Genomic DNA, 25,810 nt, shown 5'->3' with positions numbered 1-25,810 from the left:
ATGTCCTTCAAGAACATCTTCGACAACGGCGGGGACCAGGCCGGTTCCGCCGACAAGTCCGCTCAGGCGCTCAACAAGGACACCCCGGGAGCCGGGGACGTCTCGGAAGCCGTACGAAAGCTGGAGAGTGAGCGCGACCCCTGGGTCATGCGCCAGACCGCGCACGGGGCGTTCGACGTCATGGCTTTCCTCGGCCCGCTCTTCCAGAACGCCCAGGGAGCGGCCGCCGCTCAGCGTCAGGTGTCCGAGGACCCCGCCTCGACGTCCACCATGGCCTCGTCGACCACGAAGGCGTTCGGACCTCCGAGGGTGAGCATCAGCGACGACGACGCCCCGAAGCTCGAAGATCTGCAGAAGCTCCTCGGCAACAAGAAGGGTTACGCCCTGATCGCGACGGGTCTGGGGACGTCCGAAGGCCTGGCGGTCGACCCGTCGGTGGGGAACACGGTGTACGTCGCCGACCGGGGCGGCGCGAGGCTGTGCACGGTGAGGGTCGACAACGGCGCCCAGCGCGTGGCCGCCGCCACCCTGGGCGACATCGGCGATGTGAAGCTGGACCGGCGGGGCACGGCCTACACCACCGACTGGTCCGGTGGGCGTCTGCTCGCCGTGGACCTGTCCAGCGGCTCCTCCAGCCTGGTCGTCGCCGTCACGGGCGCGTACGGCGTGGCGCTGGACGGAGCCGGCAAGGCGTACGTGGCCAGTTGGACCGACGGGCTCCTCGTCGAGGTCGACCTGTCGGGCCGGCAGAAGCGCACGATCGCCAGCCTGGGAGGGGGCATCGGCGGAGTGGCGCTGGACGGGAAGGGCAAGGCGTACGTCGGCCAGAAGGACAACGGCGGCAAGCTGTACGAGGTCGGCCTGGCCGACGGCGCCAAGCGGGTCGTGACCAGCCTTCCCGCTGGGGCGAGCACCATCCGCGTAGAACTCGACGGCGCCGGCCGGGCGTACACCATCGACCACCTTGGCGGGCGCCTGTACGAGATCGCCCTCGCCGACGGCGCGCAGCGCGTGGTGGCCTCCGGCCTGGGGACATGCGAGGGGCTCGCGCTGGACACCGTCAACGGCTGGATCTACGTCAGCAACCGTGAAGGCCAGCTGTGGCAGATCAACCAGCGTGCCACCCAGGCCCTGGGAGGCGTCGGCAAGGTCGCACCCTGACAGAGCATCAGGTGAAGGGGCCGTCGGTGACGAAGCGGTGGAGGTGGCGGGCGAAGGTGGCGGCTTCGCCCGGCGGCCATGAGGCGAGGCTGGCTTCGATGTGGTCGGACAGGCGTTGACGGAGAGCTTTCACCGTTTGCTCGCCCTTGTCGGTGAGGGCGAGGAGCGTTGCGCGCCGGTCGTGTGGGTCGGGTTCGCGTCGCAGGAGTCCCGCTGATTCCAGCTGGGTGGCGCGGCGGGTGATGCCGGAGCGGTCGAGGCCGATGTCGGGGGCGAGGTCGGCGGCGCTGCGGGGGCCGGTTCTGGCGAGTCCGCTGAGGACGGGGTAGGTGAGTTCGTCCACGGCCTCGCCCACGCCGGCGGTGAGGGTCCGATAGAGCTGCGTGCGGGTGCTGCGTTTGAGGAGTACGCCGAGGGCGTCGGAGATCTCTTGTCCTGTGCTGGTGTCCATGCCTCCAGACTAGCGTGCGTAACGCACGCATGTGCGTTACGGTGAAGGCGATGCGTGCGCGCCGCACACATCGCCTGATCCTCTGTCATGCCATCCGGAAGGAACGCACCATGAACCGCACGGGCATCGCCGCCGCACTCACCGACCTGCTCTTCACGCCCGAACTCGACCTCCACGAGGCCGCCGACCGGCACTTCGCCCCCGAATACCGTCAGCGCACGGACGGAAGCTGGGCCGACCGTGCCGAGTTCCTCGATCACATCGCCCACCTGCGCACGGTGGTGGCCGAAGGCTCCGTCGAAGTGCATGACGAGCTGTGCGAAGGTCTCCGCTACGCGGACCGCCATACGGTCCGGGTCACCAAGAAGGACGGCTCCACGGTGCGTACGGAGGTGTATGTGTTCGCCGAGTTCGCGCCCGACGGCCGCTTTCGCCGGATAGAGGAGGTCACTCTCATGCTCGAAGGCTCCGACGCGGACCGGAACTTGGGCAGCGCCCGCTGAGAAGCGACCGCCGGCGTCGCGCGGGCCCGGCCTGCTGCGGGCGCTACCGCCTGCGCCAACTGACGGGCCGGGTGCGGGATTTGCAGAGCTCGGCGACTGCGGCCGGATTCGCGCGGGCGATTCGCCGGTCATCTGGATCGTTGTCTGCAGCCGCTGCGTGGTGCGTGTTGGGTGTTGGGTGTGGGACAGCCCCCTGGGTGGCAGGGGGCTGTGGGGTGGGGCTGGTGGTGTGGGGGTGGGTTAGAGGGGCTTCTGGGGGGCTTGGTACTGGTCGACGGGTGCGATGTTGCAGGCGGCCTTGGGGCTGCCGAGGAGGTGTCCGCCGATGCCTTCGCCTTCGGGCAGGGGGACGACGCAGCGTCCGTCGATGTTGATGAGGGGGGCGCCGTAGGTGTTGAGGATGCCGCCTGCTTCGCCGGTGATGGCGGTGTCGCCGTTGCGGGTTGCGAAGTCCTTGGCGCCGCCGCTCGTGGAGTCACGCCGGCCCGAGATCGGCCGGGCTTCGCCGCCCTTGTTCCGCAGCGGCTGGTGTCCGCGTCCGGCTGGTTACGGGCGGGGGCTTGAGGATGCCGGGTCCCGGGGCTGGTCAGGCGCCGGGACCCGTGTGCACTCTCCATGTGCGCCGGGCTCAACGATGAGCCGCCACCCCGGTCACCCACCGTCCCCCACCCAGACCAGTCCGTTTCTTGCAAGCCGCGAACACCACCGCCAGAACGCGGGCGACCAGGTCGCCTTCGTCTGAGCCGAGCGAGCTGAGCACCCGACCCGACGGGGTTGAAAGTCAACGAGCCCTGGCGAGTTGGGGATCCGTTGCGCCCCGGCCGATCCGGCTGTTACGAGACGGTGACAGAGCACCGACAACGCATCTGGGCGAGGGACCGTCATTCCAGGTGAGACCGCGCCAAGGGCACTTACTTCGCTTATGGCGCACAGCCGGATGTTCCATGTCGAGAGGGATAAAACCATGACCGTCATCAAGCGTCACTCCCTGCGCATCGCCACCGTCGGCGCCCTGAGCGCCGCCTGTGTCGCCCTGGCCGGCACCGCGATGGCCGCCACTCCCGCCGCGTCCGCTCCGGCCGCCCACCAGGCCGTGGCTGCGAAGGCAGGCATCACCGCCAAGCCGTCGGTGTCTTCGGTCGGCGCCTGGCAGTTGTTCCGCGTCACTGGTAACGCCACTGGCCTCAAGGCGGGCAGCAAGGTGACGCTGCAGCAGAAGCAGAACGGCAAGTGGGTCACTCTCCCCGCCTCCGCGCCGATCTCCCGTAACGGCTCCTACTCGCTCGGCGTCAAGCTCGGCCTGAAGGGCAAGAACGACCTGCGCATTATCAGCGGCACCACGGTTTCCCCGGTCTTCAACGTCACCGTCCGCTAACGGAGCCGGGAAACGGTACGGCAGCTCATTTGCACTGTCTGGGGCGGGGACTTCCCCTCCCCGGATTCAGCTGAGGGCGGCAGGTTGGGCAGTGCTGGCGACGACTCGGCCGTGGTGGTCCAGGGGCGTTTTCCGCGGGAGCAGGCGGGGAGGCGTTGTGGTGCCCGTGGCTCTCGCGGGTGAACGTTCGCGGGGCGATCGGGCAAGGCGTGGATCGTCATGAGGTGTACCCGACGAAAGATTGCCGGGATCGTCACAGCACTCGCCCTGGGCGATGTGACGGCCACTCAGGTCGTCGTACTCGGAAGAGAACAGTGTTGTGCGTTCATCTTCAGGCCGGCAGGCGGTGGTGGGAGGAACGGCGTGCGGCGGTCAGGAGGGCGTGGAACTGAAGGCCGGCCTGATCGATGTCCGTCATGGGTGTGGGAAACGGAAGCCGCACGTCCCGGTGTGTGGCGGGGTGTTCGAGTCGCAGGGTGATGCCGTAGCGGTCCATGGCCAGCGGCAGGGCGCGCACGACGCCGTTCTTGAGCCGCGGCTCGACGAGTCGGAGGAGGAGGGGGACGAGATCGGGGTGGTCGTCGACGAGGTGGGTGAGCATGCCGGCCTCGCCGGTGGCCATCGGGTCGGTCTCCGCCTCCTGCAGTTGCTCCAGCGTGACGTACGCGCGCCCCTCGGCGTCCTCGATCACCGCTTGGCCGAACTCCATGCAGGTGCTCTCCGCGGAGTCCCCGCTGTAGGGGGCGGCTACGAGCCCGGACAGTGTGACGCGGGCCCGCAGACGGTCGCGCACGGGAGTGGGGGCGATGTCGGTGAGCTCCAGGCGGATGGGGATGCGAGGAGCCGGAGGGCCGGGCTCCAGCGGGTCGCCCTGGTCGTGGAGGTGGACGCGGCCCAACAAGCCCGTTCCGTCGAGGTTGTAGACCTCGTGGTGGCGGCCGTCGGTCACCACGGTCATGGACTGAGCCGCCGTGATGATCGACCGCATCCGCTCGGCGGGGGTCGGCTGCTTGGTGCGGGAACTGTGGGAGCGCATGCGGGTTCTCCAGAGGGGCGTCACAGACACACGATGCATGGTTAGGTATGCCTAACCTAACCTATGCATCGGTGGTGGGAAAGTCGCCCCATCCCTTCCGTCGTCGGGCCCCGACCCGCTGGTAAGCGCGGCGCGTACGCGGCGTGAGGACTGGGATCACGGGGGTGTGACACGTCGGTCCAGGCGTGATCGTGATGGGGCGCTCCGTGAGGCCGACGACGTACCTCGGTTCGCGCGGCCGCCGTTGGCTGGTCCGGCGATGCCCCGCACCTCCTCCTGGGCCGTGCGCGAGAGCCAAGCGCCGTAGCGGACACCGGACCAGCCCGGCTGCGGTGTCGGCGGGGCCCAAACGACCGGCACGGGTTGCCGCTGCGCCGGAGCTTCCTGGGTGCAGCACACCTGGGCACACGTCGGCATACGTCCCAGCCCGAGTGGCTTGCTAATGGAGCGGCTAGAGGCCGAAGACCGTCTCGTCGGAGGCCAAGGCGCGGAAGATGTCGCGCGGGTCGGCTACGAGCTTGCGCTCGGTGAGGTCGAGCATGCCGCAGATGGCGGTGATCTCGGCGGCCACCGTCCCGTCGTCGGCCCGCCGGATGGTCTGCTCGATCCGGAACGACTTTCCCTCGCCCCAGACGAACACGCAGCTCACGTCGACCTCGTCGCCCGCGCGCAGCTCCCGCCGGTAGCGGATGGTGGTCTCCATGGTGACCGGCCCGACCCCCTTGTCCAGCAGGGCGCTCTGCCGGATTCCACCCTGCTCCAGCGCGGACCAGCGGGCGTGCTCCGCGTACTGGAGGTACACGCTCTGGTTCAGGTGCCCCTGTGCATCGGTCTCGTATCCGCGCACGGAGATCCGTACGGTGATCGGCTCCATGGTGCCCTCCTCATGTGTCCGGGTCGGTCTCGCAACCGGCAACTCCAGCATGGACAGGCCCAGTTCGCGATCGATTTACCCAGGCCGTCCGCCAGGTGAACGAGCCGCACACGTCCGCTGGGGCGGCGGAGGCAAACGTAGCGGAACCGGGCCGGCCGGCGCGCCTGCCACCGGCCCTGAGCGACGTGGTTTCAGCGGATTGCGGCATGGGTTCCGTCAGACCGGGGCCACGGCGCCCTCGCCGTGTTCGACGGCGGCCCGGACGCGCTCGTGGTACTGCTCAAGCTCCCCGTCGGGGACGGTCGTCGGGCTGCCGGTGAGGGTGTACCACTCGTCCGCGCCGGTGTACTGGATCGCGACGTGGACGAGGTTGTTGGCCCGGCGGGTGGTTTGGATGGTGAGGTCGCCGGTGATGACGCCGACCTGGTCGGTCATGGCGCCGCCCGGCCCCGCGGTGACCTGGTCGTCGCACACGGCTGGTTCCGGGGTGGGCATCAGTGGTCCGTGCAGGTGTCGAGCATCTCTCCGAGTGCGGTCTTCTCCGCCTGGGTGACGTTGAGGCCGTACACGTGCTTCACATCGGTCCAGGCCCGGGAGTAGGCGCACCAGTAGGAGCGGAGCGGGGGTTTCCACAGGTCGGGGGTCTGGTCGCCCTTGCTCCGGTTGGAGGCTGCGGAGACGGCGATCAGCTGGGAGTGTTCCAGGTCGTTGGCGAATGCTTTGCGTTTGGCGGTGTCCCACTGGTCCGCGCCGGCCCGCCAGCCGGCGGCGAGCGGAACCATGTGGTCGACGTCGACCTGGCCGGCGGCGGTGAGGGTTTTGCCGTCGTACTCGCTGTACCAAGTCCCTTGTACCGCACGGCACTTGTCGTCCTGGGCGACGTTCTGCCCGTCGCGCTGCAGGACGACCTCGCGGGTGTCGCATTCGCCGTACTGTTTGGCCCAGTGCGGGAACTTCGCCCGGCTGTAGCCGGACATCGTGTGCGGGGCCTCGACGTTCAGTTCACTGAGCTCGCCCCGGGCGACCTCGGCCGGGGGCGGCTCCGGCAACGCCAGGCGCAGAGCGGACTGACTCCGGCCGGTGAGGGCGGCTGCGGCCGAAGCCGGGGCAGTGGCCGGGGCGACAGCGCAGGACAGGGCGGTGAGAGCGATGGCGGCGCGCAGCCACCCGCGAGAAATGATCATGAGCCCAGAGATAGCGGCTGCCCCGAGCAAGGGTCGCGCATCCACCCAAGTGTGGGCGCGGCGGCGTTCTTCGCCGGAGGCTCAGCAGACCGCGCGAGGCGGTTGCTGATCAAGATCGGCTGGGGGTGTCTGTCAGACCCTCCTGTCATGATCGCAGTCATGACTGTCGAACGCCCCATGCCGCCCCTCAACGCCGACGAGCGCACCACATTGGAGAGCTGGCTGGACTTCTATCGTTCAACGCTGGCCATGAAATGCGAAGGACTGGGCGAGGAGCAGGTGCGGCGTGCCTCCGTGACTCCCTCACCGCTGACGCTTCTGGGCCTCGTCCAGCACATGGCCGAAGTCGAACGGAACTGGTTCCGTCGGGTCCTGACCGGCGAAGAGGTCGGGCCGGTCCATGCCCCGGGCGGCGATCCCGAAGGTCACGACGGCGGGTTCGACCTCACCGAGCACGTCTCCAGCACGACGGTCCGGCAGGCTTGGGAGGCGGAGATCGCGCTTTCCCGGGCCAACTGCGCTGCTCGCGCGCTGGAGGAGACCAGCCCGTTCATGGGCGGTGCCGTGACCTTGCGGTGGATCTACACCCACATGATCGCCGAATACGCCCGCCACTGCGGACACGCCGATCTCCTGCGCGAACGTATCGACGGCGCCACCGGCGTCTGACCCTGCCCCGCCGGGCTGGTCATCGGGCACGGGCGCGGGCATGGGCGACGGAAGGGGTGAATGAGCAGCGCGCGGTACGCGGTAGCTGGCCGCCACGCCAACAGCCCTTAAACAAGCGGTAGTTGATGCGGGAACGAGCGCTTCGTCGCTTTGCGCAATGCTGCCCCGCTGTTCACTCAACTGGACTTCACCGAGCCTTCGGCGCTGTGACTTACTGGGGTGCGCTACGCGCGTTGCGTGCTTCCCCCAACTACGTCTGGAGAGTTCCGGTGAGCCCCACCCGCCGTCTCATAGTTCCCCTCGCCACAGGCGCCCTGGCTGCGATGGGTGTCCTCGCGCCCGCCGCCGCCCACGCCGCAAGCACCTACTCTCTGGTCGTTCTGCCGGACCAGAAGGAGGGCGCGATCTACGACTTCGTCAACTCTGCGAAGAACTCGGTCGACGTGACGATCTACGAGCTGCGCGACACCACTCTCGTCAACGACCTGGTCAACAAGCAGAAGGCGGGCGTCAAGGTCCGCGTGGTCTTCGACTCCCAGCACGCGTCCATCGACGGCGCCGCCTACAAGGCGCTGTCGGCGGCCGGCGCCGGGGTGACGTACTCGTCCTCCGCATACGTCTACACCCACCAGAAGACCATTACCGTCGACGGCGCCACGTCGTACATCAGCACCGGCAACTTCGACACCACGTACTACGCGACCTCGCGTGACTACGGCGTCTTCGACTCCGACGCCGCCGATGTCGCCGCGATCGAGAAGGTCTTCGACGCCGACTACGCGAAGACCGCCGTCACCCCCTCCGACGGCACCGACCTGGTCTGGTCGCCCACCGACTCGCAAAGCCGCCTGCTGGCCCTGGTCAACGGGGCGCAGCACAGCCTCGATGTCCAGGAGGAGGAGTTCGGCGACGCCGCGCTGGTGAACGCGGTCGTCGCGGACGCGAAGCGCGGCGTCACCGTTCGCGTCGTGGCGGAGAACCAGTCCTCCCAATACAGCAAGCAGCTGAACCAGGTCATCGCCGCGGGCGGCAAGGTGACCACCTTCACGAGTTCCACCGGCTACTACATTCACGCCAAGGCGATCGTCGCCGACTACGGCACCTCCTTTGCGAAGGTGTTCGCCGGCTCGGAGAACTTCTCCGACAACTCGCTCAACCACAACCGCGAACTCGGCCTCATAGTCAGCGACTCGGCAGTTGTCAGCGGCATCGAGAAGGCGTTCAACGCCGACTTCCTCAAGGGCTCAGGCACAGTCTGACGTTTCCACAACACCCACCCCGAACGAACGGCCTGTTGCACCTGGGATCAGGCGGACGGGCCGTTCGCGAGGGCCTGGATGTACTCGTCGAACGTGGCGACTCGGTCCGCGGGCGGGACCTCTGCCTTGAGGCCGGTGCCGTAGTCGGAGTACTCCTCGACGATCTGTTCCTGTCCCTTCTTGCCGGAGCTGACCTCCCGGGACTTGGCCACCAGGCCGTCCTTGCCGACCCACACGTCGATGACGGCCTGCTCCTTGCCGCCCTTCTGCATGACGTCCACGTACCAGTCGTGGCTTTCCTTGTCCATGGCGGGACCCTGGTACTTGGCGAGCTCGGCGATGGTCACCGTGCCCTGGAAATGGTCGGTGGGGCGCCCGCCGACCTGCTCGGTGCCGATCCACTTGGCGGTGCCCGTGGCGTTGAGGGCGCCGAGGAACTCCGTCAGCAGCCCCCGAGACCGCGACCGGTCGGACTTCTTGTCACTGGACGGGTCGATCTTGAACCAGTCCTTGCCGGGAATCTTGTCGGTCTTCGTGTATGCGCCGTCGGCCGTGTCGACGAGGTACGTCTCACCGCTCGGGTTGTCCTTGGTCTTCTTCCCGTGGACCTGCATGGAGGAGAAGAAGGGCGTGCGCTGCCAGGCCATGTCCGTGACCCCGTCCTCGGAGGAGCCGCCGGACTGGCGGGTCCTGTACGAGTTCTGCTCGCGGGTCTTCTTGGCGGCGGCCGCCAGGACGGCTCCCGCGTTCATGCGCTGTGACGCGCTCGCCCCACTCTTCTTTCCGTCGCCGCCGCTCGTGCCACCACCGCCGCAGGCGGTCAGGCCCACGGCGAGCACGAGCGAGCCGACAACCGGCACAGCGAACTTCTTGATCTTACGGACGGCCTGCACGTTCCCCACCCTTTACCCATTCCTTAACCAAACCAGGGGGAGCATATACAGACCCGGTGGATCAGGAAGAATCCGGAAATGTGGGGGTCGTTCTCGGGGCAAGGGGGTTGAGGTTCCGGCCTCTTGCGGCCTGTCGGCGGGTTGTCGGTGCCGACACGTGGCTGTCGGTGTTCTGTCGGTGCGGCTGCCGAGGATGGGCACATCGAACCGATTCGGGAGGTCACCATGGTGAACAGCAGCCGGCCGCACCACTCACGCCCCACCTCGATCCTCGTATCCGGCGCGGGCATCGCCGGAACGGCCCTGGCCTACTGGCTGGCGCGCTACGGCTTCCGTGTCACCGTCGTCGAGCGTGCTGCGGACCTCCGCGGCGGCGGACAGGCGGTCGACGTGCGCGGCAGCGCGATCGAAGTCGTCGAGCGGATGGGCCTGTTGGAGGATGTGCGGGCCGGGAAGACGGGCCTGCGCGGGATGTCACACGTCGACGCGGATGGTCGTGAAGTGCGGCGCACCGTGGGGTGGACCACCAGTGGCGGACCCTCGGACGGGCCCGATGTGGAGATCCTCCGCGACGATCTGGCCGCGTTGCTCGCTCGGGCCGCGGGGAGCGGCGTGGAGTACCTGTTCGGAGACTCCATCGGAACGCTGGTGCAGGACGACGGCGGCGTCCGGGTGCACTTCGCGAGCGGCGTGGAGCGGCGGTACGACCTCGTGGTGGGAGCCGATGGCCTCCACTCGGCGACCCGTCGGCTGGTCTTCGGCCCTGAGACCGACTATCTGCATCCGATCGGCGTCTACATCGCGTCGTGGAGCGCACCCAACCACCTCGGCCTCGACCGCTGGGAGGTGTTCCACCAGCCGGGTGTCGACGACGTATGGGGCTGCATGGCCATGACGGTGCGGGACAACACCGAACTGCGGGTCTTCGTGGGCTTCACTTCCGAGGATCCGTACGAAGGGCTGCTGCCGCGTGACCTCATGGCGCAGAAGCGGCTGGTGGCCGAGCGCTGCGAGTCCCTGCGCTGGGAGGTGCCGCGCTTCCTGAAGGCCATGTGGGAGACCGACGCCTTCCATTACGACGTGGTGGCGCAGATCCGGATGGACCATTGGTCCCGGGGGCGCGTCGCGCTCCTGGGCGACGCCGGATTCTGCTGTTCCCCGCTCACCGGGCAGGGCACCAGCGTGGCGCTGACCGCGGCCTACGTCCTCGCGGGGGAGCTGCACCTGGCCGACGGCGACCACGTGGCCGCCTACCGTGCCTACGAGGACCGCCTGCGCCCTCATGTGACGGCCAATCAGGAGCTGCTCCGGCTGGGCCAGGAGATGCTGGTCGCCGAGACGGGAGCGGCCGGTCCGGAGGGAGACACGGAGTCGGCGGGTCCGGCCGGGCCCGGCCGGGAGGACTCGGCGGAATTTCGTGCGGCTGTCGCCTTCGACCTGCCGGACTACTGAAGGGCCTTCGAGGTGCGCGGACGGGCCGCGCGGCGGCAGGGCGGTGCAGCGGCCCTGCCGCCGCCCGTCAGACGGTACTGAGCGGATGGGCCGCGGTGGCGGAGCGCGGCGGCCAGGCGCGGGGCGCGAGGATGCCGAGTACGTAGGCGCGGGCGACGAGGGCGGGGCGGGTGTCGGCGTCCAGGAGTTCCCGCAGGCGGCTGATGTGGTAGTCGACCGTCTGCCGGGACAGCTTGAGCGAGGCGGCGATGTCGCCGTTGCTGCTGCCCGCCGCCAGGAGGGAGAGGATGCGGATCTGGGCGGGGGTGAGTGACGGATGGGGGTCGTGGGCGAGGCTCAGGTGGGTGACGACGGCCCAGACGTGGCGGGCGCGGGCGGCGGAATGGCCGACCGTGGTCAGATGGAGTTGCGCGCGGCGCTGCCGCCCCTGGATGTCCACCAGCACCGCGGACGTCTCCACCCGTCTGGTGCGGCGTGCTATCAGACCGCTCCACCTGCGGTGCAGCCGGTCGAGACCGGTTTCGGGGGCGAGCAGGGTGTGCGCGCGACGGCCGACCAGGTCGGGCAGGCTGAGGTCGAACAGCTCGGCGGCGGCCGAACTCGCCGTGACCACACGTCCGTTCGCGGACAGCAGCGCGCAGGGCAGGCCGCTGTGGTCGCGCAGTGCTCGTAAGTCGTCCTCGGCCTCCTGCCGCTGAACCATGGCGCGCAGGTGATCGGTGATGTCCACGTAGATCCCGGCGACGCAGGTCCGCGCGTTCTCCCGCACGGGGAACCGGTGGCCCACCGCCTGGCCCGCGCTGCCGTCCGGACGCCGGTAGTCCAGGGTGTGCCGCACGGGAGTCCCCCGCGTGAGGATCTCCTGGTCGAGGGCGCGGAACTGCGCGGCCTCGGCCGGGGCGTCGCATTCCTCGATGTACTTCCCGACGAGTTCCTCCGGAACTGTGCCGTAGAGGTGCGCGTAGGCGTGATTGGCCCACAGATAGCGGCCGTCGCTGTCCCGGATGAAGGCGGCGGCCGGGGCGAGGTTCACCAGGCCCGCGAAGGCCGCGTACTGCCGCGGGGTTTCGGGGCGGGAGCCGACCTCCACGGCGAAGCCGTGCGTACGGTGGTGGGCGCGGCGCTCGTCCAGGGGCCAGCTCACATCGAAGGTGCGGCCGTCGAACCGGGCCTGCCAGCGGCCCTCCTGCGCCAGGTGGCCCGGGGCCGCGAGCTCCTGACGCATCCGGTCGAGGAAGCGCTGTGCCGTTTCGGTGTCGGGGAAGGCGCCGCCTCCCCGCTCGCGAACCTGCCACGGCTCGTCTACCTCCCACCAGAACACCGGAAGGTGGTCGAGCAGTGCCTTGAGGCCGTAATCATCCACAGCGGTCTCTCCGTCCGTATACGGTCCGTACGCAACCGGCTGACGCACTGTCACATCGCCATGGGTATCCCGTCCCCCTCCCGTGCATGCTCGGTTCTCGGCCGAAGTGGAGGCCGTCCTGTGAGCCCTCGCGACACCTGGCGGTGCCCCAACACGTCCGGTGAATCAGGCATTTGCCTGAACGGCGGGCGTCCCCCGGGGCGATGTGGGCGCCGGTTGCCGTGGTCCCCTTGAGTGTGCGGGTGAACACGCCCCGACACGAACACGGGGGATTCCCCGCGCCCGGCGCGCATCGCCGATCAGTACGACGACACATCGTGTGGACGGCGCCTGTGGCGCCCGCGGCGCATCCGGTACGTACCGACACGGACGAATGGAGACGAACTTCAGTGAGCAAGGTGCTGTTAGTGCATGCCAAGGGTGGTCCGCCGCTCGGTCACGTCCTGTCCCGGACGGCCGCGAGGGCGGAAGTGCACCTGCTGGCGCTCAGCGCTCTTCCTCCCGGCGTGGCACGCTCCGCCCGAAAACTGTGCGCCTCGATCGTGACCCCCGCCGACGCGGAGCGCTCCGACCTGGTGTCCCTGATCGTCTCGCGGGCCGAGGGCATGGACGCGGACGCGGTGCTCACCTTCTCCGAATACGCGGTCGTGGCCGTCGCCGAGGCGTGTGAGGTGCTCGGGCTCAAAGGGGCCGGCGGCGCCGCCGCGCTCGCTCGCGACAAGCGGCTGATGCGCCGCACCTGGCAGGAACACCGGCTGCCGCAGCCCGAGTTCCGTGCCGTGGACACTGAGGCGGACCTGCGCGAGGCGGCCGACGCGCTGCCCTTCCCGCTGCTCCTCAAGGCGGCCTGGAGCGCCGGCTCCACCGCGCATCAGATCATCCGCGCCCCGCACGAACTGACCGTCGCCTGGCGCCGCTCGCGTCAAGTCATGGCCGAATCAGCCCAGTTGGGGTACGCCGAGCTCCACGTCGCCGAGGCGCAGGGCCATTTCGTGGTGGAGCGGATCGTGACCGGCACCGCGTCGGACTGGTTCGACGAGCCCGGCTGGGGCGACTACGTCAGCGTCGAGGGAGTGGTGGCGGACGGCACCTTCCACCCGGTCTGCGTCAGTGGCCGGATGCCCACGGTCGAGCCGTTCACCGAGCGCGCCGGCATCACCCCCGCCCTGCTGTCCCCAGATGCCCAGGACCGTGTGGTGGCGCTCGCGCGGGAGGCGGTCGATGCCCTCGGCCTGCGGGACTGCGGAACGCACACCGAGATCAAGCTCGGCGCGGACGGCGGCATGTGGCTGATCGAGACGGCTGCCCGGTTCGGCGGTGCGATGACGGTGCCGCAGATCGAGGACGTCTTCGGGCTCGACCTCGTCGGCATGCTCGTCGACCACCTCGTCGGACGCCCGGTCCAGTGGCCCGGGCAGGCCCTCACCCCGGCACAGGCGCGCGGCGCGGCGGGCTCCCTCGTCGTCCTCGCGGTCGACGGCCGGGGCGAGGCCTGGGGCGACCGCAAGGTCTGGGACTTCCCGGTCGTCGCCAAGGACGTGCCGCTCAGCCGGGGCAGCGAGCTGTCGGTGGTCGCGGAGAGTTCGCTCGCCGACGGACGCGTCGTACCCGTCTACGATCCGGCCGCGGGCGCCAACACCATGGCGGCCCTGTGCCTGCTCTCCGCCACCGACGCGGGCACGGTGATCCGTGACTTCGAGACGTTGGTGGACGCCCTGCCCCAGGTCCTGCCCGCCGTGCGGCCCGAGGAGGTCTCCGCGTGACCGCCCGCCTGCTCACCGCCGCCTGCGAGCCGGCCACGGACCGTACCGTCGTCGGTGAGAACCTCTCCCTGCCCCTCTTCCGCACCCTCTCCGGAGTGCTGGCCGGCCACCCCTACCTCAAGGTCGTCGTCGACCGTGCCGAGAACACCTGGCACCTGCTGGACACGTCGACGCACCCCTTCCACGTCAACTACATCGCCACCCGCGTCCTGGGCATGGAACTCGCCGAACTGGACGCGGCCCTGGACGAGTTCAACGCCGCCGTCTACACGGATCCCGGGCGTCGGTTTCTCCTTGGTGTGCTGTCCCTGCACACCGACGAGGACGCCGAGGGCCGCGAACGCACCTTCCTCGTCCTGGAGACGACCGAGGCCGACACCATGCACGGCCAACTCCTCGAACGGTTCTACGAGTTCGTCCGGGAACGGGTCGACGGCCGGCTCCCGGTGCTGCTCAAGCCCGCCAACCACGGGCAGGAGGAGGAACTGGCGGCGATCAGCGAACAGCGCCTGCCGCGCATCCTGAGCCACGAACTCTTCGGCTCCAGGGTCCGGACACCGCTGAACCCCGGCGAGGCCATCGGGCGGCTGCGGTTCTTCCGGACGGACGAGGAGTACGCGGCCGCGGCGGGAGGTCTCGGCTGGGCGGACATCGTGGCCATGCCGTGCCTGCCGGACGATGTTCCCCGGGCGGCCGGATTCGTCAACACCGCGCCGATCACCCCCCTTTCCCACACCAACGTCCTGGCCTCCGGCTGGGGGATACCCAACGCGATCGTGCGCGATCTGGAGCAGCTCGTCGAGAAGGGCGACCTGGACGGCGCGTGGGTCCGCTACCAGGTGCGCGAGGACGAGATCTCCCTGGAGCGGCTCGACCAGGAACCGGTCCTGCGGGCGCCGGCCTGGCACCAGCAGCGCATCCGCCTCGAACCGCCCCTGCTCGAAGACGCCCCGGTCCTGGCCCTGCACCGGCTGCGCGCCGCCGACCGCGACCGCTACGGCACGAAGGCGGCCAACCTCGGCGAGCTGCACCACGTGCTCGACAGCCGAACCGCCGACCTCACCGCGTTCTACGGGCGGCCGCGCCCGCCGCGCGACGACCTCTACGGCCACCTCGCCACCCGGCTCGGCCTCGACGCGCCCTCCCTGCCCGAACTCCGCGCCCGGGCAGCCGACTTCGTATCGGCGACGGTCGGCGCACCGCAGGGCGTGGCGCTCCCCTTCGCGCTCCAGCAGCACTTCCTCGCCTCCTCGCCCGCCATCCAGCAGGGCATCGGCAAACTGAAGATGGCACTCGAACTCGACGCCACCGACGTCCTGGACCCGATCTGCCTGCAACTCCAGCAGCTGATCCGGCACACGCCCGTCCCCGAGTCCGTCATCCGGCAGATCGGCCAGGCCTTCCCCGCGCCGCCCGCCGCACACGGGCGCCTGGTGGTGCGCTCCTCGTCCAACGCCGAGGACCTGCCCGGATTCTCCGCGGCCGGCGTCTACGACTCCGTCACCACCGTCCACGGCACCGGTGAACTCCTGGACGCGGTACGCCAGGTGTGGGCCTCCCTGGTGTCACCCCGCAGTGTGCGACTGCGCCACCAGGTGGGGATCTCCCTCGACGACACGTACATGGGCGTGATCATCCAGGAGTACGTGCCCGCCTCCCTCGGCGGCGTCCTGGTGACCTGTGACCCGACCCGTCGCGCGGACTTCCGCAACGTCTACCTCAACTGTTCCCCCGGCTCCCCGGAGCGGGTGGTCGAGGGCTCGGTCCTGCCCCAGCAGTACCTGTACAACACGGTGGAGGGCGGCGGGCGCACCGTCGCCCTCGGCTCCTGGGGCGACGGGCTGCCCGCCGCCACCCGCGCCCGGCTCGCCGACCTGTCCCTGACCGGGCGGCTCCTGCAGTCCCACTTCAGCGAGGCCGACGTGGACAGGCCGCTGGACATCGAGTGGCTCATGACCGAGCGGGGCGACTTCCGGCTGGTCCAGATCCGCCCGTACGCGCTGTGAGCCCGCGTCTCGCGCCGCGTCCCGGGACGAGGGAGGGCGCCCTCACGGACACCGCCCACCGGATCATCCGGCTCAACTACGGCTTCCAGCTACTGTTCAACCTGCTGTGGTGGATGCCGGTGTTCTACGCCTACCAGAAGCAGGCCGGACTGTCCGACGGGCAGATCTTCGGCATCCAGAGCATCTACTACGTGGCGTTCTGCCTGTTCGAGATCCCGACCGGGCTGATCGCCGACCGGATCGGCGCTCGCAACTGCCTGCGGGCCGGCGCGGTGGTGATGACGGCGGCCAACCTGGCTCCCGTGGTCAGCGCCTCGTACGGCGGCTTCCTCCTCCACTTCCTCGCCATCGCCATGGGCCGCTCGCTCACCTCGGGGGCGGCGAGCGCTTACCTGTACGACGGGCTGCGGGCCGAGAAGTGCGAGGAGCACTACCTGAAGGCGGAGGGCACCGCGCGGGCGTGGGGGCTCGCGGCGAAGGTCGTGTGCTGGCCGCTGGTCGGTCCCCTGATGGCGGTCGCCCACACGGCGCCGTACGTGCTCAGCGCCGCCAGTGCCGCGGGCTCTCTCGCCTGCGCCGTCGCGCTGCCCCGGCTCGCCGGGACGGACGGCGGGACGCGGGAAGCGGCCGCCGCCCGGAAGGACGGCGGGCGCAGGGGCCGGGCGCCTCTGCGGGACGCGGGCGCCGCGTTGCGCTGCGTCGCCTCGTCGCGATGGCTGGGCCTGGTGATGGTGCAGGGCGTGGCGGTCTTCACGCTGTCCCGGATCTGCCAGGTCAACCTCTTCCAGCCGATCCTGTTGGACCACGGCATCAATGAGGCATCGCACGGCGGAGTGCTGGCCGCGATGACGGTGGCGGAGGCAGTGGGCTCGGCCCGTCCCCAGTGGCTGAGCCGTCGCCTGACACCGGTCGCCTGGGTGTCGATCCTCAGCCTCGCGCTGGCGGGCACCCTCGCGGCCATGACGCTCGTCGGACCCTGGGCCGTCATCGCTCTGCTCTGCCTGTTCGCCGCGGCGACCGGCTTCGTGTACCCGGTGCAGCGCAAGCTGGTCAACGACGCCATGCCCGTGAACGCCCCGCGCGCCACGCTCCTCTCGGTCGAGAGCATCGTGGACCGCGCGGTGTGCGCCCTGGCCGCGATCGCCGTGGGCGCCTACGTCTCCGCCGGTCACCTGGACGCCCTGCTGTGGCACAGCGCGCTCGCGACGGCGGTGCTGCTCGGGGCCGTTCAACTGCTCCTGCGCGGCGACGTGGTGAAACGGGGTCGCGCTGCGACCGGGGCCCCGGCGCCTGACGCCGAGGCACGGGATGCGGCGGCTGTCGGGCATCGCACCGGTGACCCGGTCGGACGGACCGGAGACGCACGCCGCGGGCCGTAGCCGGACACCTGGCCGCGGCGCGGACGGATACCTGCTGAGGTACGCACCCGGGAAGGGTGAGCGCCTCGGCGGGTGTACGGGCGCGGACGTGAATCAGTGGGGCACGTGGCCGAGGAGTTCGATCAGCGCGACGGGAAGGAACGGCTCGCCACACGGATACACCTGCTCGCGGGAGCGCCGCATGAGTACGCTTGACCGGTGGGTTTGAGTGGCAGCCAAGGAGGCAGTTCGCAGTGTTCGGGAACATAGGGGCGGTCGAGGTTGTTCTGCTCGCCGCGCTGGCCTTCGTGCTTTTCCTGTTGCCGACGTACATCGCGTTCCGCCGAGGCGTGCAAAGCCGTTGGGTGGTTCTCACCGTCAACGTCGTCCTGGGGGCGACTTTCCTCGGGTGGCTGGTGGCTCTGTTCCTGGCAACGCGGCCGGTTCGGCCGCGACAGCTGCCCGCCTGATCCCGGGGCGGTCTGGTGTGACCTTACAGCCCTCGTACCGGCGATCCTGCCTCTCTTCGTGTGAGGGGGATCGTCCAGCCGTGTATGTGGGCGTGGGCCCGCATACACGGCCATCACCGCGGCGAGTGAAGGACTGGCCCTGCGTGCCGCTTTCGCGCGCGAGCCCCCGGGACCTCTTCGTTCTCGAAGAGCACATCTGTCGGCCTGCACAGGCGATGGGGCCTCGCTCAAGCACCGGCTAGGAGAGCCACGTCCACTTGGTGTTGTTCCCGCTGCTGACGTAGCAGGAAGCCCAGGTGTCACTGGAGGAGTAGTGGCTGACGTAGCAGGGTTCGGGGGACCCGATCGTGCTCGTGCCACGGCATTGGAGCATCGTGGTCCCGTCGCTCGATCAGGCGCGGTCGGGGCGTACCGCGCGGAGGATTTCCTGCAACTTCGCGCGGCGGGTCTCGTCCTTGAGGGCGCCGGAGTCCGTGACGAGTTCCTGCGAACCGGCCTTGCCCCCGGCGAATCTGGCCTCCCCGGTACCGAGGAGGCCGGTGGCGTGCTGTTCGCACTCCGCGCGGATCGCGTCGAGCTGGTCCCGCAGGGTGCGGCGGCGGCCGCCCGCAGCGGACCGGATCTGTTCACGGACCTGCCAGGCATGCCCGTACAGAGCGTGGACCAGCTGGTAACGGGCCTCCGCATTGCCCGGATCCGTCTTCCACAGCTCGCGCAGTTCGTCCACGAGCGGGCCGACCCCGGCCCCGTCGGGGCGGTCCCGGTGCGCGGCCATGGTCGCCGCGACGACCAGGACGCGGCGGCTGTCGACCGTCTCGGGGTCGCTCCACCGCGCGAGGTCCTCGGCGATGCGCCGGGCCGGCGGCACCCGCCGGCCCGAGCTGATCCAGTGGTTGTACGCCTCGATCAGCAGATTGCGCACCCGCTCGTCGTCAAAGCCGCCGTCCAGGAGCGCCCGCAGCTGCGTGACGGCCTCGGCGTACTCGCCGCGGGCGATGTCGTGGCGGACGAACGACACCGCGAGTTTGCGGCGCCCGAACTCGCCGAACGCCTCGCGGCGGGCCGTCGACAGCACCTCCAGGACCTCGTCGTGCCGGTCGAGGCTGGCGAGCAGCCTGGCCAGGGCGCGGGCGGGTCCGGTGGCGCCGGGCAGCCGCGCCACCCACCGTTCGAGACCGGTCACGGCGGCCGCGACGACGCGGCGCTCGGCCTCGTCGCCGGGCACCGCCGACGTCTCCAGGATGGCGAACGCGGAGCGCGCGGAGGGACGGTAGAGCTGCACAGGATCGTCTAGGACGTCCACGTACCGTTCCGGAATGGCGTCGCCGTTGCGCCCCCAGGAGCGGGCGGTACGCCGGAACCGCCCGGGGAAGTCCTGCGTGGCCGAACCCGCGGAGGTCTCCTCGGCCGCGTCGAAGATGTGCCTCAGCGCGAACTGGCAGGCCAGTTGGGCGAGTTGGTTGTGTCGCCCGATGGTTTCGGCCGGGTCACCCGGGATGCCGAGGAGCCTCGCGGCGCGCTGCACCACCTCGTTCGCCGGGTCCAGCGGCATCGCGTCCACGAGGCGCAGGTTCGCGATCACATCGCCGGAGTACTCGGTGAGCGGCCATTCCGCCTCCGCTCCGGTCAGCGCCCGCACGAGCCGCAGCCGCCACAGGATGCGGCCGCGCACCCACTTCTCGTGCGCCTGCTCCTCGGCCTCGTCGCCGGGCCTGCGGGTGCGCCCGTGCGTCTGTGACGCGTCTCGGTACGCCTCCTCGATCCGCTGTCGGCACAGCTTCGCGAACGGCTCACGCACTCGGGCCGGCAGCTCTCGCACGGCGGCCTCGACGGCGTCCGTGCAGCGGTCACGGGCGGTGGCCAGCTCTGCCTCTCCCACCGAGCGGCCGACTCCGAGCAGCAGGGTCGGGCTGCGGTGGGAGAGCGTGTGGTTGAGCTCTTCGAGGCGCAGATGGGCGGTGGCGATCGCGACCTTGCCGGCGCCGGCCAGGACCGGCGGCACCTCGCGCAGATCACCGTCGAGTTCGCTGTCGGGCGCCGAACCCGCGCACAGCGGGGCCGTACCGAAGGATCCGGCCAGGATGCGGTGCACCTCCGCGCGCTCGGCGGCCCCGCGCCGGATGTCGCCGTGGGCCAGGTCCTTGAGGTACAGCGCTTCGAGATGGCGGCGCCACGCCTGCGCGGCCGGGGCGAGGTCGCCCGCGGAGGTGTGCGCCACCGCGAGGTTGCGCAGCACGCCGGGGTGGAGCGGGTCGTCCTTCAGCATGGCGCCCCAGCGCCGCCGGGCGGCCGTGGTGCGTCCCAGGCGCAGATCGGACTCGGCCTGCTGCCCGCCGAGGTAGGTGCGCAGCAAGGTGACCGCATCGCGGTGCCGCAGTTCGGGCGGATAGGCGTCCAGCGTCCGCCAGGCGTCGTCGAAGTTGGCGTCGAGGCGGGCCTCGGCGGCTTCCAGGGCGTGGGCGACCCGCTCACGCGGGCCGGCGTGGGCGGGTGGTGGCGCGGGGGCGGGGATCCGGTCGGCGGGCGGCGCGCCGGCTCCGGTCGCGGTCCCGGGGGGCTGCTCCGTCTCCAGCACCGACAGGCGCTCCCCGAGATCCAGGGCGTGGGTGGAGGGAGCGGGCTCGGCCCCCGCGAACTGCGCTGACTTGGCGGTCAGTTTGCGCTCGACCTTCCTGGTCAGGATGCTGCGCAGACTGCCCAGTGGCTGCTGGAACAGCGCCTCGCACTCCTCCACCCGCCGGCGGAACTCCTCGAACTCCATGACCAGACCGGCCGGTTCGGCGTCCTTGAACCGCTGGAGCGCCTCCAGCCGCGCCTGTCGCACTCCCTCCAGACGGCCGACGAGCACTGTCAGGATTTCCTTGTCGCCCGAGACCCGCGCGAAGTCCGCGGCGTCCCCGAGCGCGCCCTTCGCCAGCGCTTTGGCGTGGCCGAGCGCGTCGTCGCTGAGGGCGCCGAGCCGGGCGGCCGCCTCCTCGAACACCGCGAGCCGCTCATCGGGCCCCGTCGGCGCCTTCGCGGAAGCGGTCGGCGCCACCACATCGCGCATCGGCTCGGGCGGCCCCGCGCCGAGCGCCCGCTCCGCGGAACGCAGGGCCTTCTCGTGCCGGGCGGGGTCGCCGTCCGTGAAGGCCCTGGCCGCCGCGTGGGCGCCGAGGTCCGGAAAGCGCAGCGGCCGCCAGAACAGCCGCTGCCGATGGATGAGCGCGGTGAGCGTGTCGGGCAGCGACCCGTCCGCGAGGCAGGCCGCGAGCCGCTCGGGGAGTTCGGCGCGGTCGGTCTCGAACAGGTCGCAGACCAGGTGCAGCAGGCGGATCGCAGGCCCGTCCTCCTGCGGCAGCCGTCGCGCCAGGCGGCGTACCGTCGCGGTCGGATAGCCGTACACCATCCACTGCACGGCGAGCACGGTGAACGCGGCTGTCCCGCCCCGGCGTCGGCCCGCGAGTTCGGCGATGTCCGCCAGCTCGACGGCGAGTACGTCCCGGCTCCGCTCGGCGGTCCGGCCGCGCAGCCGTCCGTCGGCCGCCATGTCGCGGACGCCGGACCAGCGGCACTCGCCGGGCCGCAGCAGCGGCAGCAGCGGTGTCGCGCCCTCCGGGTCGAAGTCGTCACGGCCCGCGCGGATCGTGTCGGCGATCGCCTCCGCACGGCTGCGGCCGTCGCCGCCGTAGCCGTCGGATCCGGCGCGGGCCTCGTCGAGCTGCCGGTGCGCGAGGCTCAGATGAGCCCAGATGCGGTGGTTGGCGGGAGACAGCTCGGCGGCCGCCGTCAGCCAGCGGACGGCGGCCTCAAGGCGTCCGTGACGCAGATAGAGCAGCCCTACGTGGTAGGGGTGCTTGGGGTTGGCGTTGTCGAGGCGGTGGGCGCGGGCCAGCAGGGTCAGGGCCAGTGCGGGCTCGGTCGCCGAATGCACGCCGATCCGGAAGCAGGCCTCGACGACGGCATCCAACTGCCCCTGGGTGAGCGGGAGTTGCTGCTCGAAGTCGGCCCACAGCTGCCCGGTCATGCGCCACAGCGCATCGGGCCGGCCCTCCAGCGCCCTCGGGGACCTCATGCCCGCTTCCCCTCCGCCGGGCCGCCGCCCAGCTCCTCGGGCGGCACGACGAGGAGCCGCTCCCCGTCCGACACCGCGGCCCGCAGCCCGTCCGGGGACAGGGTCATCGGATGCCTCGACACATACGTCGTACGGCCCTCGCGCACCAGCGCGTGCGAGCCGTCGGGGTATTCGAGGACCAGCAGCCGGCCGTCCCGGGCAGCGGCCACCGGCCGGGCACCCGGCACCGTGTGGAAGCCGACGCGTACCGCCAGTTCGGCATCGAAGCAGACGCCGTGGCCCGCCGCGTCGACGATCGCGGTCAGCTCCCCGCCCGGCAGCGTCGCGGTGACCGCGCCGACCGGCTGGGAGACTTGGAGCAGCCGCCCCCCGGCCGGGTCGAGGCGGTGGATCCGCTGCTCGCCGACGACCAGCACGAACTCCCGCACCCGGGCCATGGCGAGCAGCAGGGGCTCCAAGGTGTGCTCCGCCCCGGCCCGGCCGCCCGTGTAGCGGGTGAGCACGCCGTCCAGGCCGCCCACCAGCAGGCCGTCGCTCTCGGCCGCCAACACCTGGACGCCCGCGCGGTGTTCGAGCTCCCGCTCCGGTGTGCCGCCGTCGAGCGAGAGGCTCCAGACCGTCCCTCCCCACAGGCCGATGTACAAGGTGTCGTCCGGGCCGAAGGCCAGCGCCCCTGGCACGTTGAAGCGCGCGCCGTGCCGGGCCGGCAGGTCCACGGCGCGGACCTGGCCGTCCGGGTCGGCGAGCACCACCCGGCCCGACCAGTCGGCGACGGCGAGACAGCGCTGCCCGCGAGCCCACAGCCGGGGCCGGTCCCGCAACTGAGCGGTGCCGGCGGCCTCGTACCCCGCCGTGTGGACGGTCAGGCCCCGGCCGTCCAGGACGGCGAGCGCCCGGCCGTCGGGGAAGAACACCGGGCGTCCGCGCGCGGCGAGGGCGGGCCGGTCGGCCTCGTCCCAGGAGGGCGGCTCCTCGGGCGCCCGCACCGGGAAGGGCGCGGTGGAGGCGGGCTCGCAGCCGGGGGCCGTCGCGACGAGCCGCACCTCCGCCGCGGCGGTCCGGAACGCGAGGTCGGTGAAGACGGCCGCGTTCCGCACGACCGGCGCGGTGAGCGTGCCGGTCAGCTCGGCCCCGGCCGGCTCGGCGCTGACGGTGACCGTGCCGTCGACGGGCCACGGCGGGGTGCCCTCGGGTACGGAGCCGGTGACGCACACGGGCGCCAGCGTGTGGCCGACGACCGCCTCGGTGACCGAGGTGTCGAACCGCAGGGTGGTGCGCGTCCCGGCGGGGAGCAGCCCCACGGCCCCGCGCACCTCGTCGATCCAGTGCGGCCGCGAGGTGGGGATCCAGTTGATCCGGTTCACGATGTAGGGAACCTTCGCGGCGGCGCCCGGGTCGATGAGCAGCGGAACGAGCCGCCCGCCCTCCGGAGGGTTCAGCTTGTACGCCTCGTGCAGCTCCCACTGGCAGACGGGCTTGTCGAAGTACGTCTGCGAGTAGAGCGCGACCACGTGGCGGCTGCGCGGCAGGGCCTCTTCGAGGAAGCTCTGCCAGTCCGCGCCCAGCGGGGTGCCGCTGGTGCGGGACACGTCGAGGTAGATCCTGGGCGCCCCGCCGTGCGCGGTCACGCAGGCGCTGAGGGCGTCGTGCAGGTCCTTGGCCTGGATGTAGTCCTCGCGTGCGTAGCTTATGAACACGTCCCACTGCCCGGCGGCGGACGGCGGCGCGGCCCCGACGCCACCCGCTGCCGGCGCGGCGTCCTGCCCGGCCGGCGTCATCGCAGCGTCCTGGAGATCGTCCCGATCAGTTCGTCGAGCAGTGTCTGGTCGCGGGCGTCCAGAGTGCGCTTGGCGCCGCGGCGCAGCCGGCGCGCGTCCTCAAGGATGCCGTTGAGCCGGCTGCGCACCGTGTACGGATCGGCGCGCAGCCGTGCCAGGGGATCGGACTGCTCCTCGGCCAGCTGGTTGAACCGCCGTACGAGAGCGGAGACTTCGATGCCCGTCTTGACCTTCTCGACCTCCGCACGGCGGGAGACCACCAGGGCGGCCAGTTCGTCGAGCTGGTCGCCCGCGCCCTTCCTGGCCGCCTTGCGCGCGCTCTTGATCTCCGCGGCGATCCCGTCCAGCGCGTGCCCGAGCCGGTCCGCGTCGGGCGTGCTTGAGATGCCGCCCTTGACGCTGGACATGAGGCGGTCGTACTTCTCGTAGAGGCCTCCCACGGCCATGGCGTCGGCGATCTCCACGAGCCGCTGTCCGATGGCCTGCCCGAGCTCGCGGACGATCTGCGTGCCCGTCTCGCTGTGGACCGCCGCGGACAGGGCGGGGATGGTCCGCTCCAGGCCGACCAGCCGTAGCCGCAGAGCCGCGAGTCGTTCGACGCTCACCCCGCCGCGCACGGATTCCATCGCGGCGACGTACGCGTCCACCACGGGGTTGACGAGCGAGGCCTCCTGCCAGCTCTTGATCGTCTCCAGGAGCTCGCGGGCCTGAGTGAGGGTCGGGTCGCGCAGCGCGATCCGGGCGCAGGCGGCCGCCCGGTCCGGGTCCCGCAGCAGCCGGTAGAGGCAGGCGGCGTAGAGGAAGTTGAGCCACGGGAAGCGGGGCACCAGCGCCAGCACATGGGCGAGGAGCCGCTCGGCCTGTTCGGCCTGGCCGGCGCGCATCAGGTCGGCGGCGCGCTGCCCGTCGGCGTCGGCGATGAGCGAGTACAGGTCCTCGGTGCGGTCGGCGGGCAGCCGCGGCGCCGGGGGAGTGGCGCGCTGGTCCGCCCGGCCGAGCAGGAGGGTCAGATAGGCGTCGAAGTCGTCGACGACGAGGCTGCGGCGCCACCGGGGATCCATCCGCGCCAGCTCGCGCCGGGCACGGTCCAGATCACCCGTCTTGAACGCGGAGACGGCCGGCGCGGCGTGGGGCGCGAGCAGCGCGAGCCGCAGTCTGCGCGCGAGCGCGGCCACCTGCTCGCCGTCGACGTCCGCCTGTGCCGCGCCCCGCTCCGCAGTGTCGAGCGCCCGCTCCAGATCACCGCCGCGCGCCTGGCCGAGGGCGAGGAGGTAGGACAGGGTGCCCTCCTCGGGAGCCAGCTCAAGGAACGCCTCGACGCGGGCCAGCGCGCCCCGGGGGTCGGTTCGCACGGACTGGGTGTAGGCGGTGACCTCGGCCGGGGCGAGCCGGCGGCGCAGTTCACGGCGCAGGTCCCTGATCCGGTCGCGCAGGCCGTCGTCGGCCGGGGGCTCGTCACGCAGCGGGCGCAGGATGCGCAGGGCCTCCAACTGGCCCTGCCCGTCCAGGTGGTAGAGGCAGTACGCGCGCAGATAGCGCCCCTCCTGGTGCTCGGGATGCGCGCCCAGGTACTCGTCGAGCAGCTCAAGGGCCAGTTCGTACTCCCGCGCGGCGGCGTTCGCCCGGGCGTCCTCCAGGAGGTCCTCGTCGTCGCTGCCGAGGTCGAGGGACATCTCCAGGAGCGAGGCCACGGGCGGCGCGAGGACCAGCGCGGTCTCCGAAGCGACCGCGGCGGCCGCCTGGCGGGCCAGCTCCTCAAGCCGCCTGTCGTGCTCGGCGAAGTCCCCGTGCCCGGTGACCTCGGTGAACTCGAAGGCAGGCGCGTGGAGCGACTGCACGGGGCGGATCTCCTGGAACGTGTGGTCACGGCCGGTGCCGGTCATGCGCGGTGCTCTCCCTCCTGCGGTGCCTCGCCGGGGTCGGGGACCGTGCCGAGCGCGTGCTCGGCCAGCTCCCGGCACAGCAGGTACTCGGCTTCCTGGTCCACCTTCACCAGCAGGAGCAGCACCCGCGCGAGCGAGCTCTGCTCGAAGAGCTGGTCCTCGTCCGCCGCGGGCTTGTGCTCCACGGGCGGCAGCCGGTCGAGCAGCCCGGCGTGATCGGCCTGGGGATGCTTGCGGGGCACAAGTCCCCCCAGCCGTCCGGGAGTTGCCCCGGACCG

At 71.0% G+C, this 25,810-nt stretch carries 21 protein-coding genes; 10 read left to right on the top strand and 11 right to left on the bottom strand.

Translation table 11 applies throughout. The features are described 5' to 3' along the window. The gene (locus ADK54_RS25335; protein ID WP_053728014.1) at nucleotides 1–1,161 is read left to right on the top strand and encodes a hypothetical protein; all 1,161 of its coding nucleotides are present in this window, start codon (nucleotides 1–3) and stop codon (nucleotides 1,159–1,161) included. Between the two features lie 7 nt (nucleotides 1,162–1,168). On the opposite strand, the gene ADK54_RS25330 is transcribed toward ADK54_RS25335, so the two are convergent. Then, on the bottom strand, nucleotides 1,169–1,612 hold the full coding sequence (locus tag ADK54_RS25330) for a MarR family winged helix-turn-helix transcriptional regulator (protein WP_053728013.1): 444 nt from the start codon (nucleotides 1,610–1,612) through the stop codon (nucleotides 1,169–1,171). Between the two features lie 110 nt (nucleotides 1,613–1,722). On the opposite strand from ADK54_RS25330, the gene ADK54_RS25325 reads away from it, so the two are divergent. Then, nucleotides 1,723–2,115, top strand: a complete 393-nt coding sequence (locus ADK54_RS25325) for a nuclear transport factor 2 family protein (RefSeq protein WP_053728012.1) — start codon at nucleotides 1,723–1,725, stop codon at nucleotides 2,113–2,115. Between the two features lie 964 nt (nucleotides 2,116–3,079). Next, on the top strand, nucleotides 3,080–3,490 hold the full coding sequence (locus tag ADK54_RS25320; protein WP_053728011.1) for a hypothetical protein: 411 nt from the start codon (nucleotides 3,080–3,082) through the stop codon (nucleotides 3,488–3,490). A 331-nt stretch (nucleotides 3,491–3,821) separates the two neighbouring features. Here ADK54_RS25320 and ADK54_RS25315 read toward each other — a convergent pair whose 3' ends face one another. The 4 genes from ADK54_RS25315 to ADK54_RS25300 all read right to left on the bottom strand — a co-directional run bounded on the left by ADK54_RS25315 (nucleotide 3,822) and on the right by ADK54_RS25300 (nucleotide 6,584). Further along, entirely contained in the window at nucleotides 3,822–4,526 is a 705-nt protein-coding gene (locus ADK54_RS25315) for a DUF2470 domain-containing protein (RefSeq protein WP_053728010.1), read from the bottom strand. Nucleotides 4,527–4,977: 451 nt separating this feature from the next. Then, nucleotides 4,978–5,400: an acyl-CoA thioesterase gene (locus tag ADK54_RS25310; protein WP_053728009.1), complete on the bottom strand. Its 423-nt coding sequence runs from the start codon at nucleotides 5,398–5,400 to the stop codon at nucleotides 4,978–4,980. 216 nt (nucleotides 5,401–5,616) lie between these two features. Next, the gene (locus ADK54_RS25305; protein WP_053728008.1) at nucleotides 5,617–5,895 is read right to left on the bottom strand and encodes a hypothetical protein; all 279 of its coding nucleotides are present in this window, start codon (nucleotides 5,893–5,895) and stop codon (nucleotides 5,617–5,619) included. After that, a complete protein-coding gene (locus tag ADK54_RS25300) occupies nucleotides 5,895–6,584 on the bottom strand; it encodes an HNH endonuclease family protein (RefSeq protein WP_053728007.1) in 690 nt (229 codons plus the stop codon). The genes ADK54_RS25305 and ADK54_RS25300 overlap by 1 nt, the downstream gene beginning before the upstream one ends. A gap of 177 nt (nucleotides 6,585–6,761) precedes the next feature. Here ADK54_RS25300 and ADK54_RS25295 point away from each other — a divergent pair, with 177 nt between their 5' ends. Then, nucleotides 6,762–7,253, top strand: coding sequence for a DinB family protein (locus ADK54_RS25295; protein WP_053728029.1), 492 nt, complete (start codon nucleotides 6,762–6,764; stop codon nucleotides 7,251–7,253). Nucleotides 7,254–7,522: 269 nt separating this feature from the next. Further along, complete coding sequence (locus ADK54_RS25290) at nucleotides 7,523–8,512, top strand: phospholipase D-like domain-containing protein (RefSeq protein ID WP_234392195.1); 990 nt, start codon at nucleotides 7,523–7,525, stop codon at nucleotides 8,510–8,512. A gap of 47 nt (nucleotides 8,513–8,559) precedes the next feature. On the opposite strand, the gene ADK54_RS25285 is transcribed toward ADK54_RS25290, so the two are convergent. Beyond that, nucleotides 8,560–9,405 carry a hypothetical protein gene (locus ADK54_RS25285; protein WP_159047897.1) on the bottom strand — a complete coding sequence of 282 codons (846 nt, stop codon included), beginning with the start codon at nucleotides 9,403–9,405 and terminating at the stop codon, nucleotides 8,560–8,562. 225 nt (nucleotides 9,406–9,630) lie between these two features. On the opposite strand from ADK54_RS25285, the gene ADK54_RS25280 reads away from it, so the two are divergent. Next, nucleotides 9,631–10,857, top strand: a complete 1,227-nt coding sequence (locus ADK54_RS25280) for an FAD-dependent monooxygenase (protein ID WP_053728004.1) — start codon at nucleotides 9,631–9,633, stop codon at nucleotides 10,855–10,857. Nucleotides 10,858–10,924: 67 nt separating this feature from the next. Here ADK54_RS25280 and ADK54_RS25275 read toward each other — a convergent pair whose 3' ends face one another. Further along, a complete protein-coding gene (locus ADK54_RS25275) occupies nucleotides 10,925–12,220 on the bottom strand; it encodes a PAS domain S-box protein (RefSeq protein WP_053728003.1) in 1,296 nt (431 codons plus the stop codon). 506 nt (nucleotides 12,221–12,726) lie between these two features. Here ADK54_RS25275 and ADK54_RS25270 point away from each other — a divergent pair. From ADK54_RS25270 to ADK54_RS25255, 4 genes are all read left to right on the top strand, one after another. Continuing rightward, nucleotides 12,727–13,983, top strand: a complete 1,257-nt coding sequence (locus tag ADK54_RS25270; protein ID WP_420717372.1) for an ATP-grasp domain-containing protein — start codon at nucleotides 12,727–12,729, stop codon at nucleotides 13,981–13,983. After that, nucleotides 13,980–15,989, top strand: a complete 2,010-nt coding sequence (locus ADK54_RS25265) for a PEP/pyruvate-binding domain-containing protein (RefSeq protein WP_053728001.1) — start codon at nucleotides 13,980–13,982, stop codon at nucleotides 15,987–15,989. Before ADK54_RS25270 ends, ADK54_RS25265 begins: the two co-directional genes overlap by 4 nt. Beyond that, entirely contained in the window at nucleotides 15,986–17,368 is a 1,383-nt protein-coding gene (locus ADK54_RS25260; protein ID WP_078966604.1) for an MFS transporter, read from the top strand. The genes ADK54_RS25265 and ADK54_RS25260 overlap by 4 nt, the downstream gene beginning before the upstream one ends. 233 nt (nucleotides 17,369–17,601) lie before the next feature. Further along, a complete protein-coding gene (locus tag ADK54_RS25255) occupies nucleotides 17,602–17,817 on the top strand; it encodes a superinfection immunity protein (protein ID WP_053728000.1) in 216 nt (71 codons plus the stop codon). A gap of 391 nt (nucleotides 17,818–18,208) precedes the next feature. Here ADK54_RS25255 and ADK54_RS25250 read toward each other — a convergent pair whose 3' ends face one another. The 4 genes from ADK54_RS25250 to ADK54_RS25235 are packed head-to-tail and all read right to left on the bottom strand — an operon-like array spanning nucleotide 18,209 to nucleotide 25,774. After that, complete coding sequence (locus ADK54_RS25250; RefSeq protein WP_159047896.1) at nucleotides 18,209–21,871, bottom strand: hypothetical protein; 3,663 nt, start codon at nucleotides 21,869–21,871, stop codon at nucleotides 18,209–18,211. Continuing rightward, nucleotides 21,868–23,649 carry a toll/interleukin-1 receptor domain-containing protein gene (locus ADK54_RS25245; RefSeq protein ID WP_053727998.1) on the bottom strand — a complete coding sequence of 594 codons (1,782 nt, stop codon included), beginning with the start codon at nucleotides 23,647–23,649 and terminating at the stop codon, nucleotides 21,868–21,870. The genes ADK54_RS25250 and ADK54_RS25245 overlap by 4 nt, the downstream gene beginning before the upstream one ends. Continuing rightward, entirely contained in the window at nucleotides 23,646–25,532 is a 1,887-nt protein-coding gene (locus ADK54_RS25240) for a hypothetical protein (protein WP_053727997.1), read from the bottom strand. The genes ADK54_RS25245 and ADK54_RS25240 overlap by 4 nt, the downstream gene beginning before the upstream one ends. Continuing rightward, nucleotides 25,529–25,774, bottom strand: a complete 246-nt coding sequence (locus tag ADK54_RS25235) for a hypothetical protein (RefSeq protein WP_053727996.1) — start codon at nucleotides 25,772–25,774, stop codon at nucleotides 25,529–25,531. The genes ADK54_RS25240 and ADK54_RS25235 overlap by 4 nt, the downstream gene beginning before the upstream one ends. Nucleotides 25,775–25,810 lie beyond the last annotated feature (36 nt).

Source organism: Streptomyces sp. WM6378 (assembly GCF_001279695.1).
Taxonomy (GTDB): domain Bacteria; phylum Actinomycetota; class Actinomycetes; order Streptomycetales; family Streptomycetaceae; genus Streptomyces.
The sequence above is the reverse complement of the archived record's forward strand: the minus strand, read 5'-3'. Positions and strand labels throughout refer to the sequence as shown.

Bases quoted from the DNA above. Each gene is read 5' to 3' on its own strand.
- ADK54_RS25335 (WP_053728014.1), top strand. From the start codon at position 1: ATGTCCTTCAAGAACATCTTCGACAACGGCGGGGACCAGGCCGGTTCC.
- ADK54_RS25250 (WP_159047896.1), bottom strand. From the start codon at position 21,871: ATGAGGTCCCCGAGGGCGCTGGAGGGCCGGCCCGATGCGCTGTGGCGC.
- ADK54_RS25300 (WP_053728007.1), bottom strand. From the start codon at position 6,584: ATGATCATTTCTCGCGGGTGGCTGCGCGCCGCCATCGCTCTCACCGCC.
- ADK54_RS25305 (WP_053728008.1), bottom strand. From the start codon at position 5,895: ATGCCCACCCCGGAACCAGCCGTGTGCGACGACCAGGTCACCGCGGGG.
- ADK54_RS25240 (WP_053727997.1), bottom strand. From the start codon at position 25,532: ATGACCGGCACCGGCCGTGACCACACGTTCCAGGAGATCCGCCCCGTG.
- ADK54_RS25295 (WP_053728029.1), top strand. From the start codon at position 6,762: ATGCCGCCCCTCAACGCCGACGAGCGCACCACATTGGAGAGCTGGCTG.
- ADK54_RS25315 (WP_053728010.1), bottom strand. From the start codon at position 4,526: ATGCGCTCCCACAGTTCCCGCACCAAGCAGCCGACCCCCGCCGAGCGG.
- ADK54_RS25245 (WP_053727998.1), bottom strand. From the start codon at position 23,649: ATGACGCCGGCCGGGCAGGACGCCGCGCCGGCAGCGGGTGGCGTCGGG.
- ADK54_RS25310 (WP_053728009.1), bottom strand. From the start codon at position 5,400: ATGGAGCCGATCACCGTACGGATCTCCGTGCGCGGATACGAGACCGAT.
- ADK54_RS25325 (WP_053728012.1), top strand. From the start codon at position 1,723: ATGAACCGCACGGGCATCGCCGCCGCACTCACCGACCTGCTCTTCACG.
- ADK54_RS25320 (WP_053728011.1), top strand. From the start codon at position 3,080: ATGACCGTCATCAAGCGTCACTCCCTGCGCATCGCCACCGTCGGCGCC.
- ADK54_RS25330 (WP_053728013.1), bottom strand. From the start codon at position 1,612: ATGGACACCAGCACAGGACAAGAGATCTCCGACGCCCTCGGCGTACTC.
- ADK54_RS25280 (WP_053728004.1), top strand. From the start codon at position 9,631: ATGGTGAACAGCAGCCGGCCGCACCACTCACGCCCCACCTCGATCCTC.